This window comes from Kitasatospora sp. NPDC097605 (genome assembly GCF_040302725.1).
In the GTDB taxonomy this organism is placed as follows: Bacteria; Actinomycetota; Actinomycetes; order Streptomycetales; family Streptomycetaceae; genus Kitasatospora.
In genome coordinates, this window is the sequence record NZ_JBEOSF010000015.1 from 126,379 (window position 1) to 140,322 (window position 13,944).

Genomic DNA, 13,944 nt, shown 5'->3' on the forward strand with positions numbered 1-13,944 from the left:
CGGGGTGTCCGCGTCCGGGTGAACGGGGCGGAACCTGCCGCTCCCGTCCCCGCCGGGGGACCGCGCCACAGACACCCGTCCCGGGGGCAGATACGATCGCAACACCCTCACCACGGCGTTCGACCAGGCAGTAGTCGGGCGCTCACTGGCCGTCGCGTACAGAGAGGTAACGACGATGACCACGCAGTACCCGCACCACCTGCCCAGCGCCCTGGAGGTCGCGCCGGAGGCTCCGGACCGGAACCTCGCGCTCGAGCTCGTCCGGGTCACCGAGGCCGCGGCGCTCGCCGCCGGCCGCTGGGTCGGCCGGGGCGACAAGAACGGCGCCGACGGCGCGGCCGTCCGGGCCATGCGCACCCTCGTCTCCACCGTCTCGATGAACGGCGTCGTCGTCATCGGCGAGGGCGAGAAGGACGAAGCCCCGATGCTGTACAACGGCGAGCGGGTCGGCGACGGCACCGGCGCCGAGTGCGACGTCGCCGTGGACCCGGTCGACGGCACCACGCTCACCGCCAAGGGCATGAACAACGCGGTCGCCGTCCTGGCCGTCGCCGACCGGGGCACCATGTTCGACCCGAGCGCCGTGTTCTACATGGACAAGCTGGTCGCCGGCCCGGAGGCCGCCGACTTCGTCGACATCACCGCGCCGCCGGCCGTCAACATCCGCCGGGTCGCCAAGGCCAAGGGCATCGCCGTCGAGGACGTCACCGTGGTCGTCCTCGACCGCCCGCGCCACGAAGGCCTGGTCCGGGAGATCCGCGAGGCCGGCGCCCGGATCAAGTACATCTCCGACGGCGACGTCGCCGGCGCCATCATGGCCGCCCGCGAGGGCACCGGCGTGGACCTGCTGATGGGCATCGGCGGCACCCCCGAGGGCATCATCGCGGCCTGCGCGATGAAGTGCATGGGCGGCGTGATCCAGGGCCGGCTCTGGCCCAAGGACGACGCCGAGCGCCAGAAGGCCCTGGACGCCGGGCACGACCTCGACCGGGTGCTCTCCACCGACGACCTGGTCAGCGGCGAGAACGTGTTCTTCGTCGCCACCGGCATCACCGACGGCGAGCTGCTGCGCGGCGTGCACTACCGCCAGGAGACCGCCACCACCAGCTCGCTGGTGATGCGCTCCAAGAGCGGCACCATCCGGGAGATCAACTCCACCCACAAGCTGTCCAAGCTGCGGGCCTACAGCGCGATCGACTTCGACCGCGCCAACTGACGCACCCCAGCACGACACGCCCCGCGGTCTCGGCGAAATCCCCCTTCGCCGAGACCGCGGGGCTGTGCTTTCGTCACTCGCCGGGCGCCGGCCGGGATCAGCCCGCGATGCGCCCCTGCGCCCCCGGTACCCGGGCCGCCTCGCGCAGCTCGACGTCCCGGCGGCGGCGGCGCGCCAGCACCACCCGGCGCTCGGCGGCCGTCAGCCCGCCCCAGACCCCGTAGGGCTCCGGCTGCGCCAGCGCGTGCTCCCGGCAGTCCAGCAGCACCGGGCAGCGGGCACACACCTGCTTCGCCTGCTCCTCGCGCGACAGCCGGGCCGCGGTGGGCTCCTTGGACGGCGCGAAGAACAGGCCCACCTCGTCCCGCCGGCAGGCCGCGGCGGTGTGCCACGGGTTGTCCTCGCCGGCCGGCTGCGGGGCCGGGCGCCGCTCCAGCAACTGGGCCGCGACCACCGGCGAGGCGGCGGCGGACGGCCGCGCGGCCGTCGCGGGGGCGGCGGACGAGGTGGTGCGGGACTCGATCGGATGCAGCACGGCCGTACTCCTGACGAGGCTCTCGGACACGGGGAAGCTCGCTCCCCTGCCCAGCTGCGGGCCCCCGTTCACACCCCCGGGCCGGCCTCAGGCCGCCTCCGGTACGCAGCCGTACAAGAAGCGATGTGCCAGAGGAACTACCCCGCGCCCGCGCGATTCATGCACACTGCACGCAACCGACTACAGCGTGCACCCGGCGCAACGACGAGTGCCCGGCCGGGAGTTGCCTCCGGCCGGGCACCGGGCCCGTCGTCCGCGCGCGGCTCAGTCGGCGCCGAGCTGCTTGCGCACCCACTCCTTGAGCTTCTTGCCCCGGCGTGGCTTGGCCTCGCACCCGCCGAACACCGCGGTGCCCTTCACCCGCACCACCGGCGCGTACGGGTCGGCCGCGGTCTGCTCCTTGACGTCGAAGCCGCCGAAGATGCCGACGCCCCCGCCGTGCAGGCTGACGTTCTCCGGCACCTTGATCTCCACCCCGCCGAAGATCGCCACCACGTCGATCACCACCTCGGGCGACTCGAAGACGGCGTCCGTGAGGTCGATCTCCACCCCGCCGAAGATCGCCACCGCCCGCAGGTTCGAGCCGACCCGCCAGCGCCCCTTGCGCGACGAGCCGCCGAAGACCGCCAGCATGGTCGGCGCCTCGTTGCGGGCCGGCAGCCGCACCGGGCCCTCCGGCCGGGGGCCGGCCGCCGGATCCGGGGCGCCCAGCGGCGCCTTCTCAAAGGAGATCTCCCGGTGCACCGGGAGGTCCCGGGTCAGCGGCACGAGGTCGCCCAGGGTCTTGGCCGCGTAGGCCGCCTCGATCCGCTCGGCGTGCTCCTCGACGTCCAGCCGCCCCTCGGCGTAGGCGTCGCGCAGCAGCTCCGCCACCCGTTCGCGGTCGGCGTCCGAGGCCCGCATCTCGGCCTGCGCCACCGGGGCGTGCGCGGGCCGCGCGGGCGGCGCCGCCACGGGCTTGGTCATCGGTACGGGCCCCTGCCCCTGATCGTCCATCTGCTGGTCCTGCGGGTCCTTCGACGGCGAGTTGTCCACGGCGCAAGCCTAGTCAACGGGGCAACCCCCGCATCCACCCCCGGGTGACCCTGGTCACGCAGGTGGACCTTCCCGCGTGCGGGATATCGGCGGGTCCTACCCTTGAGGGTGCTTTCGCCCCTCCAGGGTGCTTCGCCGACGCAGCCGGAACACCGGCAACACTGGACACCTAAGGACCGCCCCCATGGCTCCCACGCCGGACTTCGAGTACAGCGACCTGCTCCCCCTGGGCGCTGACCCGACCCCCTACCGCAAGCTCACCTCCGAAGGCGTCTCCACCTTCGAGGCCGGCGGACGCACCTTCCTCCAGGTGGAGCCCGAGGCGCTGCGGCTGCTCACCGCCGAGGCGATGCACGACATCTCGCACTACCTGCGCCCGGCCCACCTCGCCCAGCTGCGCCGCATCCTGGACGACCCGGAGGCCAGCCCGAACGACCGCTTCGTCGCGCTGGACCTGCTGAAGAACGTCAACATCTCGGCCGGCGGCGTCCTGCCGATGTGCCAGGACACCGGCACCGCCATCGTCATGGGCAAGCGCGGCCAGAACGTGCTCACCACGGGCGGCGACGAGGCCTCGATCGCGCGCGGCGTCCACGACGCGTACACCAAGCTGAACCTGCGCTACTCGCAGATGGCGCCGGTCACGATGTGGGACGAGAAGAACACCGGCAACAACCTGCCGGCCCAGATCGAGCTGTACGCGACCGACGGCGACGCCTACAAGTTCCTCTTCATGGCCAAGGGCGGCGGCTCGGCCAACAAGTCGTACCTGTACCAGGAGACCAAGGCGATCCTGAACGAGGCCAGCATGCTCTCGTTCCTGGAGCAGAAGATCCGCTCGCTGGGCACCGCGGCCTGCCCGCCGTACCACCTGGCGATCGTGATCGGCGGCACCAGCGCCGAGTTCGCGCTGAAGACCGCCAAGTACGCCTCCGCGCACTACCTGGACAACCTGCCGACCTCCGGCGACGCGAAGACCGGCCACGGCTTCCGCGACCTGGAGCTGGAGGCCAAGGTCACCGAGCTGACCCAGAAGATCGGCATCGGCGCGCAGTTCGGCGGCAAGTACTTCTGCCACGACGTGCGGGTCGTCCGCCTGCCCCGCCACGGCGCCTCGCTGCCCGTCGCGATGGCCGTCTCCTGCTCCGCCGACCGCCAGGCGCTCGGCAAGATCACCGCCGAGGGCGTCTTCCTGGAGCAGCTGGAGACCGACCCGGCGAAGTACCTGCCGGACACCACCGACGAGCACCTCGACGACGACGTGGTGCGCATCGACCTCGACCAGCCGATGTCCGCGATCCGCGCCGAGCTCTCCAAGTACCCGGTGAAGACCCGCCTCTCGCTCACCGGCACCCTGGTCGTCGCCCGCGACATCGCGCACGCCAAGATCAAGGAGCGCCTGGACGCCGGCGAGGGCATGCCCAAGTACCTCCAGGACCACCCGGTCTACTACGCCGGCCCGGCCAAGACCCCCGAGGGCTACGCCTCCGGCTCCTTCGGCCCCACCACCGCCGGCCGGATGGACTCCTACGTCGACCAGTTCCAGGCCGCCGGCGGCTCGATGGTCATGCTCGCCAAGGGCAACCGCTCCAAGCAGGTCACCGACGCCTGCGCCCAGCACGGCGGCTTCTACCTCGGCTCCATCGGCGGCCCCGCCGCCCGCCTCGCCCAGGACTGCATCAAGAAGGTCGAGGTCCTGGAGTACGCCGAGCTCGGCATGGAGGCCGTCTGGCGCATCGAGGTCGAGGACTTCCCGGCCTTCGTCGTGGTCGACGACAAGGGCAACGACTTCTTCCGCGAGACCACCGAGGGCCCGCTGATCACCAACCTCCGCGTCCGCTCCAAGGAGTGATCCTCCCCCGCACCCCCGCCACCGCCCCGGCCGCCCAGCGCGCCCGGGGCGGTGGCGTCCGGCGGGTCGATTCGGCATGGCGTCCCGTACCGGAAACTCGTACCATTCCGGTACGGGATCAGCCGTCTGAGCGGAGGACACACCGATGACGATCAGCGCCAGCGACGCACGCACGCAGCTCTTTCCCCTGATCAAGAAGGTCAACGACGACCACGTCCCGATAAGGATCACCTCCAGGGGCGGTGACGCCGTCCTGATGTCCGCCGAGGACTACGACTCCTGGCAGGAGACGATCTACCTGCTGCGCTCCCCCGCGAACGCCCAACGCCTCATGGCGGCCGTCGCCCGCGACAGGGCCGGCGATCCGGGCATCGCCCGGACCATGGAGGAGTTGGAAGCCCTGGCGGGTGAGGTGTGAGGAGCGTCCACTTCGATCCGGACGCCTGGGAGGACTTCCTGTTCTGGCTGGGTTCGAACCGGAAGGCCGCGCAGCGGATCACCCGCCTGATCGGCGAGATCCAGCGTGATCCGTTCAGTGGGATCGGCAAACCGGAGCCCTTGAAAGGCGACCTCGCCGGCTACTGGTCGCGCCGGATCGACGACGAACACCGCCTCGTCTACCGCGCCGACGAGAAGGAAGTGAAGATCCTCAAGGCCCGCTACCACTACCAGTGACAGCGGGGGCCGGGGGTCAGGCGTCGAAGTCGTACTCGAGGACGTAGGAGGCGGCGTCCAGGGTCATCTCGTTCAGTTCGACGACCTGGCCCTCGTCGGCGAAGGCGGTGCGGCAGATCAGGATGACGGGGGTGCCGGCGGAGAGGTCCAGGCGGGCGGCCTCGTCGGCGCTGGGCATCCGGGAGCGGACCTCCTCGCGGAAGTGCACCGGCTTGGCGCCGATCTCGGCCAGGCGGGCGTAGGTGCCGCCCGGACCGGTGTCCTCGCGGGTGATCGCGGTGCCGGCGACCAGGCCGGCCGGCAGGTAGGAGGTCGAGAGCAGCACCGGCTTGCCGTCCAGGACGAAGCGCCGGTGCCGCACGCACATCGGCGCGCCCGGGTCGACGCCGAGCACCCGGGCGACGTGCTCCGGCGCGCCCCGCTCGGTGACCGCCACCTGGTCGACGACCAGGCTGCGGCGGTCGATGTCGGCCGACCATATCGAGCGGCCCGAGCCCCACTGGCCCTGGGCGAGCCGCTGGATCCCGCGCCGGCGCAGCGGCCGGAAGTCCCGGACGAAGACGCCCGCCCCGCGGCGGGCCTCGGCGATGCCCTCGCTCTGCAGCACGCCGAGCGCCTGGCGGGCGGTCATCCGGGCCACGCCGTAGGTGTCCATCAGGTCGTTCTCGCCGGGGAGCCGGTCGCCCGCGCGGTACTCGCCGGCGTCGATGGCCGCCTTCAGCGTGTCGGCGATCCGTTGGTACTTGGGCTGCTTCTCGCCGCTACTGCTGCCGACCATCGCCTTCTCCCTCGTCACTCGCTGGAAATCGTAGGCGCGCCTTCGGTCTGCGGTAAGCCGATAGGACCGGTTCGACCGTTGACATCTCTAGAGATATTAGCTTCTCTAGAGATGCTGGGTAGTCGCCGAGCAGAGCCGAACCAAGCCAAGCCACGACAGCGACCAGGGCCGGCCACCACCGTCGCCGCGCCCGCACCGGAGCAGCAAGGAGCAGCGCGGTGAGCATCCGAAAGCGCGCCGCCGCGGCCTACCGGCCGCGCGTGGGGGAATCCGTCCTCGACACCAGGACCGGACGCACCGGCATCTACATGGACACCATCGGTGGGGAGCACTACCTCCGCCCGCCCGAGGGCGGCCGCGAGTGGACCGCCCGCCCCGAGCACGTCTCCCCCGCGGCCCCGGCCGGCGCGGGTTCCGCCGAAGGCGCCGCCGACGCCGGTCCGGCGGAGCGGGCGGGACCGGCGGGCCGCGCCGACCCCGCGCCCGCCGCGGCCTGACACCTGCCCCATCGGACAACTCCACCGGCGAATTCCGGCCACCGGGCATGCCACGGGCCGCCCGCCGTGTCGGCGGGCGGCCCGGACGTGTGCCGACGACTGCCCGTCAGGGGCAGTTGCCGACGGCTCCGGCGAAGGCGCCGACGGCGGTGGCCACGGAGGCGGCGGAGACGACCGCCGTCGATCCGGCGACCACGACGAGGCGGCGAAGCGTGCTCACAACCGGTTTCCCCCCGCATCGGGGCCGCCGCCCGGCGGCCCGGTGTGTCCGGCGAGGTGCCGCCGCCGCTCCCCGGCCGGGCGCGGCGCCCTCGCCTCATGACGCGTGCCCCGCACCGCCCGGACGGCGGGGTGCGGGGCACGCGGGTGGCGTGTGGGCTACGGGTGACCGGCGATGATGCCGGCGGAGGCGCCGGTGGCCGTCACGAGGTAGCCGGTGGTCACCACGATCGTCGAGACGGCGACGACCGCGAGGCGACGGAGCGTGTTCAAGCGTTCCCCCCTGGAACCGCTGAGGCGATGGTCCTACGGGTGGCTGGCGATGATGCCCTGCGGCTCGCGCTCGGTGGCCGCCTCGCCGCCACCCGCCGTCTCGGTCTCCGTGATGTACTGCGCCTCGTCGCCGAAGAAGTCGTCCTCCAGGTCCGCCTTGCGGTCGGCCGACGGCTCGGCGTACTCGGCCTGCTCCGAGGTCGCGGCGACCGCGCCCTCGACGGCCTGGCCGGCCGCCGCGGCGACGGCCTCGTCGGCCGGCACGGTCGCCACGGGGGTCTCGCTCTGGTCGTTGGCCATGCGTGGGCCGCCTTTCGGTCATCAAATGGCTTCCGCCCCACCGACTTGGCACGGGCGCGGAGTCAGTATCGTAGGGTTGATTAAATGTCCGATAAACATCGTGCGGCTGACCGTGCCGTCCGGCAGAGTCGGCCCCCCGCCTAAGCTGAGGCCACCACAAGGGCGGAACCGCCGAGCGCCCTACCGGGAAATCGACACCAGGCCATCGGGGGACCACATGGAGTTGCGGGAGACGCCGCCTGCACCGGCGCTGCGCTTCCAGGTACTCGGTCCGGTCCAGGCCTGGCTCGACGGCAGGCAGCTCGCCCTCGGTTCGCCCCAGCAGCAGGCCGTCCTGACGATGCTCCTGCTGCACGCCGGGCGCCCGGTCACCACCCAGGACCTCGTCGACGGGCTCTGGGGCGACCGTCCGCCCGCCCAGGCCGTCGCGGCGCTGCGCACCTACGTCTCGCGGCTGCGCACGGTGATCGAGCCCCGCCGCGAGGTGCGGCGCCCCGCCGAGTTCCTCGTCTCCGTCGCCGACGGCTACGCGCTGCACATCCCGGCCGAGGCCCTCGACATGACGGTCTTCGAGCACCTCTCCGCCGAGGCCGCGACCGCCCGCAACGCCGGGGACCTCGACAACGCCCACCAGTTGCTGGTCCGCTCGCTCGCGCTGTTCGCCGGCCGCCCGCTCACCGGTGTCCCCGGCCCGTACGCGGACGCCCAGCGGCAGCGCCTGGGCGAGCGGCAGGTCTCGGTCGCCGAGGAGCGCTGCGCGCTCGCCCTCGACATCGGCCTGCACGCCGAAGTGGTCGGTGAGTTGAACTCGCTCACCGCCGAGCACCCACTGCGCGAGCGGCTGCGCGAACTGCTGATGCTGGCGCTGTACCGCTGCGGCCGGCAGGCCGAGGCGCTCGGGGTCTACACCGACACCCGCAAGCTGCTGATCGACGAGCTGGGCGTCGAACCGGGCGCCGGGCTCTCCACCATGCACTCCCGGATCCTGGCCGCCGACCCGGCGCTGACCCTTCCCGCCGTGCCCGCGCCGTCGGCCGCCACCCGCGAGGAGAGTCCGGCCGCCCCGCCGGCCCCGGCCCAACTGCCCGCCGATGTCTCGGACTTCAGCGGCCGGTCGGTGATGGTGTCCGACCTCTCGGCCGTGCTGATGAACGCCACCGGCCAGGCCGTCGTCGTCACCTCGCTGGCCGGCATCGGCGGCGTCGGCAAGACCACGCTCGCCGTGCACGTCGCCCACCGGGTGCGCGCGGAGTTCCCGGACGGGCAGCTCTACGTCGACCTGCGCGGCGCCGGTGCCTCGCCCGCCGACCCGGCGGTGGTGCTCGGCGACTTCCTGCACGCCCTCGGCGTCACCGAGAACCCGGACTCGCTGGAGCAGCGCGCCGCCCTCTACCGCTCGCTGCTCGCCAGCCGGCGCATGCTGATCCTGCTCGACAACGCCCAGGGCGCCGAGCAGATCCGGCCCCTGATCCCCGGCGTCTCCGGCTGCGCGGTGCTCGCCACCAGCCGCTCCCGGCTGGCCGGCATCCCCGGCGCGCACCTGGTGGACGTCGAGGAGCTGACGCCGGAGGAGGCGCTGGCGCTGTTCTCCGCGATCGTCGGCGAGCAGCGCGTCGCCGCCGAACCGGAGGCGGCCATGGCGGTGGTGACCGCCTGCGGTTTCCTGCCGCTCGCCGTCCGGATCGCCGCGGCCCGGCTCGCCAGCCGCCCCCGGTGGAGCGTCTCGGACCTCGCCCGCCGCTTAGCCGATCAGCGCCGGCGCCTCGACGAGCTCCAGCTCGGCAACCTCGCCGTGGAGACCACCATCGGGCTCGGCTACGGACAGCTCTCCCCCGCCGAGGCCCGGGCCTTCCGCCTGCTCTCGACCGTGGACTCGCCGGACCTGCCGCTGCCGGCGGCGGCGGCCCTGCTCGGGACGGAGGAGACCGAGGCCGAGGACCTCGCCGAGGCGCTCGTCGAGGCCAACATGCTGGAGACCTTCTCCGCCGGCCGCTACCGGTACCACGACCTGCTCCGGCTCTACGCCCAGCGGCAGAACGAGCGGGTGGGGGACGTCGAGGAGCAGCAGGCCGCCGTGCTGCGGCTGCTCGACCTGCTGCTCGCCACGGTCCGCAACGCCGCCCAGGCCATCGAGCCCGACGACCAGCTGCCCGAGCCGCTGAACGAGCCGGGCTCCGCCGGCATCCCGCTGATCACCAGCGAGTACGCGCAGGAGTGGATCCGGGCCGAGATCGGCCTGCTGCTCAGCTCGGTCGAGGCGGCCGTCCAGGGACCGAGCGCGCTGCTGCGGCCCGCCGTCGACCTGCTGATCATCCTGGACAGCCTGGTCGAGGACCCGACGCACGGGCCGCGGGTGCGCCGCATGCTGGAGACCGCCGAGCGGAGCGCGGAGGAGCACGGGGACGCGGCGGCGCTCGCCCGGGTGCACTTCGCCTTCGGCACCCTGCAGTCCGTCACCGGCGACTTCCAGAGTTCCGAGCAGTCCCTGCGCAAGAGCCTGGACCTCCTGGGCCCCGAGGACATGACCGTCATGCGGTCGGCGGCGGCCAACACCCTGGGCATCATCCTCAGCCTCGGCAACCGCCCGGCGGAGGCCGCGCCGTTCTTCGAGCAGGCCCTGGTCATCAGCCGCGTGGTCGGCACCCCGATCGGCGAGGCCCGGCTGCTCGCCAACCTCGCCCGGGCCCAGCTCGGCCTCGGGCAGATGGAGCAGGCCGTCCGCTCGGTCACCGAGGCGGTCGCCACCGCGCGCGCCTCGAAGAACGGCCCCTGCCTGGCCGACACCCTGTACCAGCTCGGCGTCGTGCTCTCCTCCGCCGACGATCCGGCGACCGCCGCCGAGCACCTGCGCGAGTCCCACCGGCTCTACCAGTCGCAGCAGAACCGGCTGCGCGAGGGCTACACCCTGGCCCGGCTCTCCTCCGCCCTGCTCGCCGCCGGCCAGCACGCCGAGGCGGCCGAGGCGGCCGAGGAGTCGCTGGCGATCGGCCTGGAGATGGACTCCGCCTACTGCCAGGGTCTGGCCAGTGCCGCGCTGGGCGAGGCCTTGCTCGCCCTCGCCCAGCCCGCACGTGGACTGGCGTGTCTGCGCGGAGCGCACGCCATCTTCACGCGGCTCGGTGTGCCCGAGGCCTCCCCCGTGGCGGACCTCATCTCCCAGCAGCACACCGAGCCCCTCTCTCCCCCCGCGCCGTAGGCCTCCGCTCCCCCGTGTCCCCCCGGGAGGCCTTCCCCCGTGAGCGTTCGGTGTTCCCGCAGCCCCCCGGCTGCGGGAACACCTTCAACGCTTCCCCGGCGCTGGACACCACTGTGCACCGGCCGGATTGACGTTCAATAAACGCCCGGTTGTCGGCCCGTCGATCGACGGAACCGCAGGTCGGCGGGGCTGTGAGGGGCGACCCTACGGCGCGCGGGGCCCACTCGCACCACCCCGGCCCGCGCCCTGCGCTTCCGGGCAGGAGGGCGGTGTCGGCCAACCGCCGCGAGTTGGCCGGAAACGGACCCCATGGCGGAGTGATCACGCATATTCTCGGAAACCAGTACACACACAAGTGCACTTCTCGGGTGGAGCATCCCGAAAAGGCAGCGCGGCGGCGCTCCCGCAGTGCAGAGTGTCTCTGTGCAAAGAGTCTGTGCAAAGTGTCAGCGTGCAGTCAGCGTGGCAATGCAGTCATTGTGACGCGGGGAGCGTGACGTACCGCCACCGGCAGCGGGCCGGCGGGGCAGCGCGGGCGCCGGGAGGAGACGGCGGCCCTGCCTCGCGCCTCGTCCAGCCGACCGGAGGCCCGGCCGGAAAGGTGCCTCTCAATCGTGACGACCGGACAGATATCGGATCCGTTCCCCGTCGGCGAGGACGCGGGTGGCGACGACGGGTCCGACGTCCTGCGCCGCCGGGCCGCGCGCGCCCTGCAGGCGGTCGCCTTCGACACCATCGGCACCGGCTACGCCGAGGCGTTCCCCTCGAAGGACGGGCAGCTGGCCTGCGGACACCGGCTGCTGACCGCGCTGGAACCGGGCGCCGCGGTGCTGGACGTCGGCTGCGGCAACGGCGATCCGACCGTCCGCCAGCTGGTCGCGGCCGGCATGCGGGTCACCGGCGTGGACCTCTCGGACGTCATGCTGACCCTGGCCCGGCAGGCCGGCCACCCGGGCCCGCACCCGCCCGTCCTGCACCGCATGGACATGTACGACCTCGCCACCGAGCGCGCACGCTCGGCCTGGAACGTCCCGCGGCTGGGGCCCGCCGGGCGGGGCACCTTCGACGCGGTCACCGCCTTCTTCTCGCTGATCCTGCTCCCCCAGGACGAGATCCCCACCGTGCTGGGCCGGTTGCGCGAGCTGCTGCGGCCCGACGGACTGCTGGCACTCGGTATGGTCGAGGCGGATCTCGATCACGTTCCCCTGCCGTTCCTCGGCCGGGAGCTGCGGATCAGCGGATACCTGCGGGAGGATCTCGAACGGGTCCTGCTGGCCGCCGGGTTCGCGGTCGAGGAGCGGGAGGGACGTCCGTACGCGCCCGCCAGCACCTCGCTGCCGCCGGAGGAGCAGCTCTTCCTCCGCTGTCGGCGGACCGGCTGACGGCCCGGACCGCAGGACCGGGCAGGACCAGGCAGCACCAGGCTTTCCCCAGGCAGACCCAGGCAGACCCAGGCAGTCCCTGACAGACCACAGACCGTACCGATCCCAGGACAGGCACCCGTGCGCGACCAGCTCAATCCCGAGGCCGGAGAGCCGCCTGCCCTGCCGACCCCGCGCCGCCCGTCGTCTCCCCCGGAGCGGGTCCCCGAGCGCCTCGCCTACCTCGACTCCGCGACCCGGCGGATCAACAGCGCGCTCGACCTCGCCGCCACCCTGCGCAACGCCGGCCGGGTGCTCGTCCCCGCCCTCGCCGACGCCGCCGTCATCCACCTGCGCGACCCGCTGCCCAACGTCGAGCGCGAGCCCGGCTTCCCCGAGCAGCTGAGGATCCACCACAGCCAGGGCACCCGGCTGGGCCGGCGCGGCCGCCCGACCGGCGACGACCGCCGCGACCGCTACGGCAGCCGGTACGGCGCCCGCTCCACCGCCGACCCCGGCCCGGCCACCCCGGTCACCCGGGGCGGCGCGCTCGCCCACACCCTGCTCAGCCGCCGCCCCGCCGAACCGGTCGTGCTCGGCGCCACCGGGGCGGGCGGCAGCACCCGCACCACCGAGCTGCTGCGCGAGCTGTACGGCGCCCGCGGCCTGGCCCGGCTCAGCCCGGGGACCTCGGTGCTCGCCCTGCCGCTGCGCGGGCGCAAGACCGTGCTCGGGCTGCTGGTGCTGATCCGGCGTCCGTCCGCCAAGAGCGGCCGGCCCGGCTTCGACGCCACCGACACCGCCACCGCCGCCCACCTCGCCACCCAGGCCGGGCTGGCCGTCGACACCGCGCTGCGCTACGCCCGCGAGTGGGAGATAGCCAACGAGCTCCAGCGCAGCATGCTGCCGCTGCGCCTGCCCCAGCCGCACGGCGTCCGGCTCGCCCAGCGCTACCTGCCCGGCGAGCGCGGCGCCCAGGTCGGCGGCGACTGGTACGACGCGGTGCCGCTGCCCGGCAACCGGGTAGCGCTGATCGTCGGCGACGTGATGGGCCACTCGCTGACCTCGGCCGCCATCATGGGCCAGCTGCGCACCAGCGCGCAGACCCTGGCCGCGCTCGACCTGCCGCCGCACGAGGTGCTCTACCACCTGGACGAGCAGGCCCAGCGGCTCGGCCGCGAACAGCACCTGGCCACCTGCGTCTACGCCGTCTACGACCCGATCGCCAACCGGGTGGTGCTCGCCAACGCCGGGCACGTGCCGCCGGTGATGGTCCAGCCCGACGGCACGGCCGAGCTGCTCGACCTGGAGGCGGGCGCGCCGATCGGCGTCGGCGGGGTCGACTTCTCCTCGGTCGAACTGCCCGCCCCGCCCGGCTCGGCCCTGCTGCTGTTCACCGACGGCCTGGTGGAGACCCGCAACCGCCCGCTCAGCGACGGCCTCGAACTGCTCCGCGCCCGGCTCGCGGGCGCCCACCGGCACGCGCCCGAGCACCTCTGCCAGGAGGCGCTGCGGATCCTGCCGCCCGGCGACCGGGGCGACGACATCGCGCTGCTGGCCGCCTGCTTCGACGGCATCCCGGCCGGCGACGTCGCGCACTGGTACCTCCAGCCGCGCAACGAGACGCCGGGCCGGGCGCGCCGGCTGGCCGCGCACACGCTGCGCCGCTGGGGCCTGGAGGAGCTGACCGAGGCGACCGAGCTGATGGTCAGCGAGCTGGTCACCAACGCCGTCCAGCACGCCACCCGCCCGGTGACGCTGAGCCTGGTCCGCACCACGCGGCTGCGCTGCGAGGTCGGCGACGACAGCCCGCTGCTGCCCCGGCCGCGCCGGACCGGGCCGGAGGACGAGCGCGGGCGGGGCCTGCAGATAGTGGCCCGGTGCGCCGAGCGCTGGGGCGCGACCCGGCTGGGCACCGGCAAGGTGGTCTGGTTCGAGCAGCGCCTGCCCTGACGGGCGAAGGGACCGCCCCCGGCGCGGTTCGCCGGGGGCGGCCCCTGGAGAGGC

At 73.4% G+C, this 13,944-nt stretch carries 12 protein-coding genes; 8 read left to right on the top strand and 4 right to left on the bottom strand.

Going from position 1 to position 13,944, the window contains the following annotated elements; translation table 11 throughout:
• The first annotated feature begins 175 nt into the window (after window positions 1-175).
• Window positions 176-1,216: a class II fructose-bisphosphatase gene (glpX, locus tag ABTX81_RS19035; RefSeq protein ID WP_350546923.1), complete on the top strand. Its 1,041-nt coding sequence runs from the start codon at window positions 176-178 to the stop codon at window positions 1,214-1,216.
• A gap of 97 nt (window positions 1,217-1,313) precedes the next feature.
• Here the strand turns inward: glpX and ABTX81_RS19040 are convergent, their stop codons facing one another.
• Both ABTX81_RS19040 and ABTX81_RS19045 read right to left on the bottom strand, forming a co-directional pair.
• On the bottom strand, window positions 1,314-1,670 hold the full coding sequence (locus tag ABTX81_RS19040; RefSeq protein ID WP_350547079.1) for a WhiB family transcriptional regulator: 357 nt from the start codon (window positions 1,668-1,670) through the stop codon (window positions 1,314-1,316).
• A 345-nt stretch (window positions 1,671-2,015) separates the two neighbouring features.
• The gene (locus ABTX81_RS19045) at window positions 2,016-2,747 is read right to left on the bottom strand and encodes a DUF1707 SHOCT-like domain-containing protein (protein WP_502892807.1); all 732 of its coding nucleotides are present in this window, start codon (window positions 2,745-2,747) and stop codon (window positions 2,016-2,018) included.
• A 223-nt stretch (window positions 2,748-2,970) separates the two neighbouring features.
• On the opposite strand from ABTX81_RS19045, the gene ABTX81_RS19050 reads away from it, so the two are divergent.
• The 3 genes from ABTX81_RS19050 to ABTX81_RS19060 all read left to right on the top strand — a co-directional run bounded on the left by ABTX81_RS19050 (window position 2,971) and on the right by ABTX81_RS19060 (window position 5,313).
• A complete protein-coding gene (locus tag ABTX81_RS19050) occupies window positions 2,971-4,638 on the top strand; it encodes a fumarate hydratase (RefSeq protein WP_350546925.1) in 1,668 nt (555 codons plus the stop codon).
• Between the two features lie 145 nt (window positions 4,639-4,783).
• The gene (locus ABTX81_RS19055) at window positions 4,784-5,056 is read left to right on the top strand and encodes a type II toxin-antitoxin system Phd/YefM family antitoxin (RefSeq protein ID WP_350546928.1); all 273 of its coding nucleotides are present in this window, start codon (window positions 4,784-4,786) and stop codon (window positions 5,054-5,056) included.
• A complete protein-coding gene (locus tag ABTX81_RS19060; protein ID WP_350546930.1) occupies window positions 5,053-5,313 on the top strand; it encodes a Txe/YoeB family addiction module toxin in 261 nt (86 codons plus the stop codon). The genes ABTX81_RS19055 and ABTX81_RS19060 overlap by 4 nt, the downstream gene beginning before the upstream one ends.
• A 16-nt stretch (window positions 5,314-5,329) precedes the next feature.
• Here the strand turns inward: ABTX81_RS19060 and ABTX81_RS19065 are convergent, their stop codons facing one another.
• The gene (locus ABTX81_RS19065) at window positions 5,330-6,091 is read right to left on the bottom strand and encodes a GntR family transcriptional regulator (RefSeq protein ID WP_350546932.1); all 762 of its coding nucleotides are present in this window, start codon (window positions 6,089-6,091) and stop codon (window positions 5,330-5,332) included.
• 218 nt (window positions 6,092-6,309) lie between these two features.
• On the opposite strand from ABTX81_RS19065, the gene ABTX81_RS19070 reads away from it, so the two are divergent.
• The gene (locus tag ABTX81_RS19070) at window positions 6,310-6,588 is read left to right on the top strand and encodes a hypothetical protein (protein ID WP_350546934.1); all 279 of its coding nucleotides are present in this window, start codon (window positions 6,310-6,312) and stop codon (window positions 6,586-6,588) included.
• A gap of 525 nt (window positions 6,589-7,113) precedes the next feature.
• On the opposite strand, the gene ABTX81_RS19075 is transcribed toward ABTX81_RS19070, so the two are convergent.
• Complete coding sequence (locus ABTX81_RS19075; RefSeq protein ID WP_350546936.1) at window positions 7,114-7,380, bottom strand: hypothetical protein; 267 nt, start codon at window positions 7,378-7,380, stop codon at window positions 7,114-7,116.
• Between the two features lie 217 nt (window positions 7,381-7,597).
• On the opposite strand from ABTX81_RS19075, the gene ABTX81_RS19080 reads away from it, so the two are divergent.
• From ABTX81_RS19080 to ABTX81_RS19090, 3 genes are all read left to right on the top strand, one after another.
• Entirely contained in the window at window positions 7,598-10,576 is a 2,979-nt protein-coding gene (locus ABTX81_RS19080) for an AfsR/SARP family transcriptional regulator (RefSeq protein WP_350546938.1), read from the top strand.
• A gap of 614 nt (window positions 10,577-11,190) precedes the next feature.
• Entirely contained in the window at window positions 11,191-11,958 is a 768-nt protein-coding gene (locus tag ABTX81_RS19085) for a class I SAM-dependent methyltransferase (protein WP_350546940.1), read from the top strand.
• Window positions 11,959-12,078: 120 nt separating this feature from the next.
• Window positions 12,079-13,890 (top strand): SpoIIE family protein phosphatase, encoded by a 1,812-nt coding sequence (locus tag ABTX81_RS19090; RefSeq protein WP_350546942.1) that lies wholly within the window; start codon window positions 12,079-12,081, stop codon window positions 13,888-13,890.
• The last annotated feature ends 54 nt before the right edge of the window (window positions 13,891-13,944 follow it).

What these genes read in the sequence shown, in the direction of transcription:
- ABTX81_RS19055 (WP_350546928.1), top strand. Translation starts at nt 4,784, where the DNA reads ATGACGATCAGCGCCAGCGACGCACGCACGCAGCTCTTTCCCCTGATC.
- ABTX81_RS19065 (WP_350546932.1), bottom strand. Translation starts at nt 6,091, where the DNA reads ATGGTCGGCAGCAGTAGCGGCGAGAAGCAGCCCAAGTACCAACGGATC.
- ABTX81_RS19045 (WP_502892807.1), bottom strand. Translation starts at nt 2,747, where the DNA reads ATGGACGATCAGGGGCAGGGGCCCGTACCGATGACCAAGCCCGTGGCG.
- ABTX81_RS19050 (WP_350546925.1), top strand. Translation starts at nt 2,971, where the DNA reads ATGGCTCCCACGCCGGACTTCGAGTACAGCGACCTGCTCCCCCTGGGC.
- glpX (WP_350546923.1), top strand. Translation starts at nt 176, where the DNA reads ATGACCACGCAGTACCCGCACCACCTGCCCAGCGCCCTGGAGGTCGCG.
- ABTX81_RS19075 (WP_350546936.1), bottom strand. Translation starts at nt 7,380, where the DNA reads ATGGCCAACGACCAGAGCGAGACCCCCGTGGCGACCGTGCCGGCCGAC.
- ABTX81_RS19080 (WP_350546938.1), top strand. Translation starts at nt 7,598, where the DNA reads ATGGAGTTGCGGGAGACGCCGCCTGCACCGGCGCTGCGCTTCCAGGTA.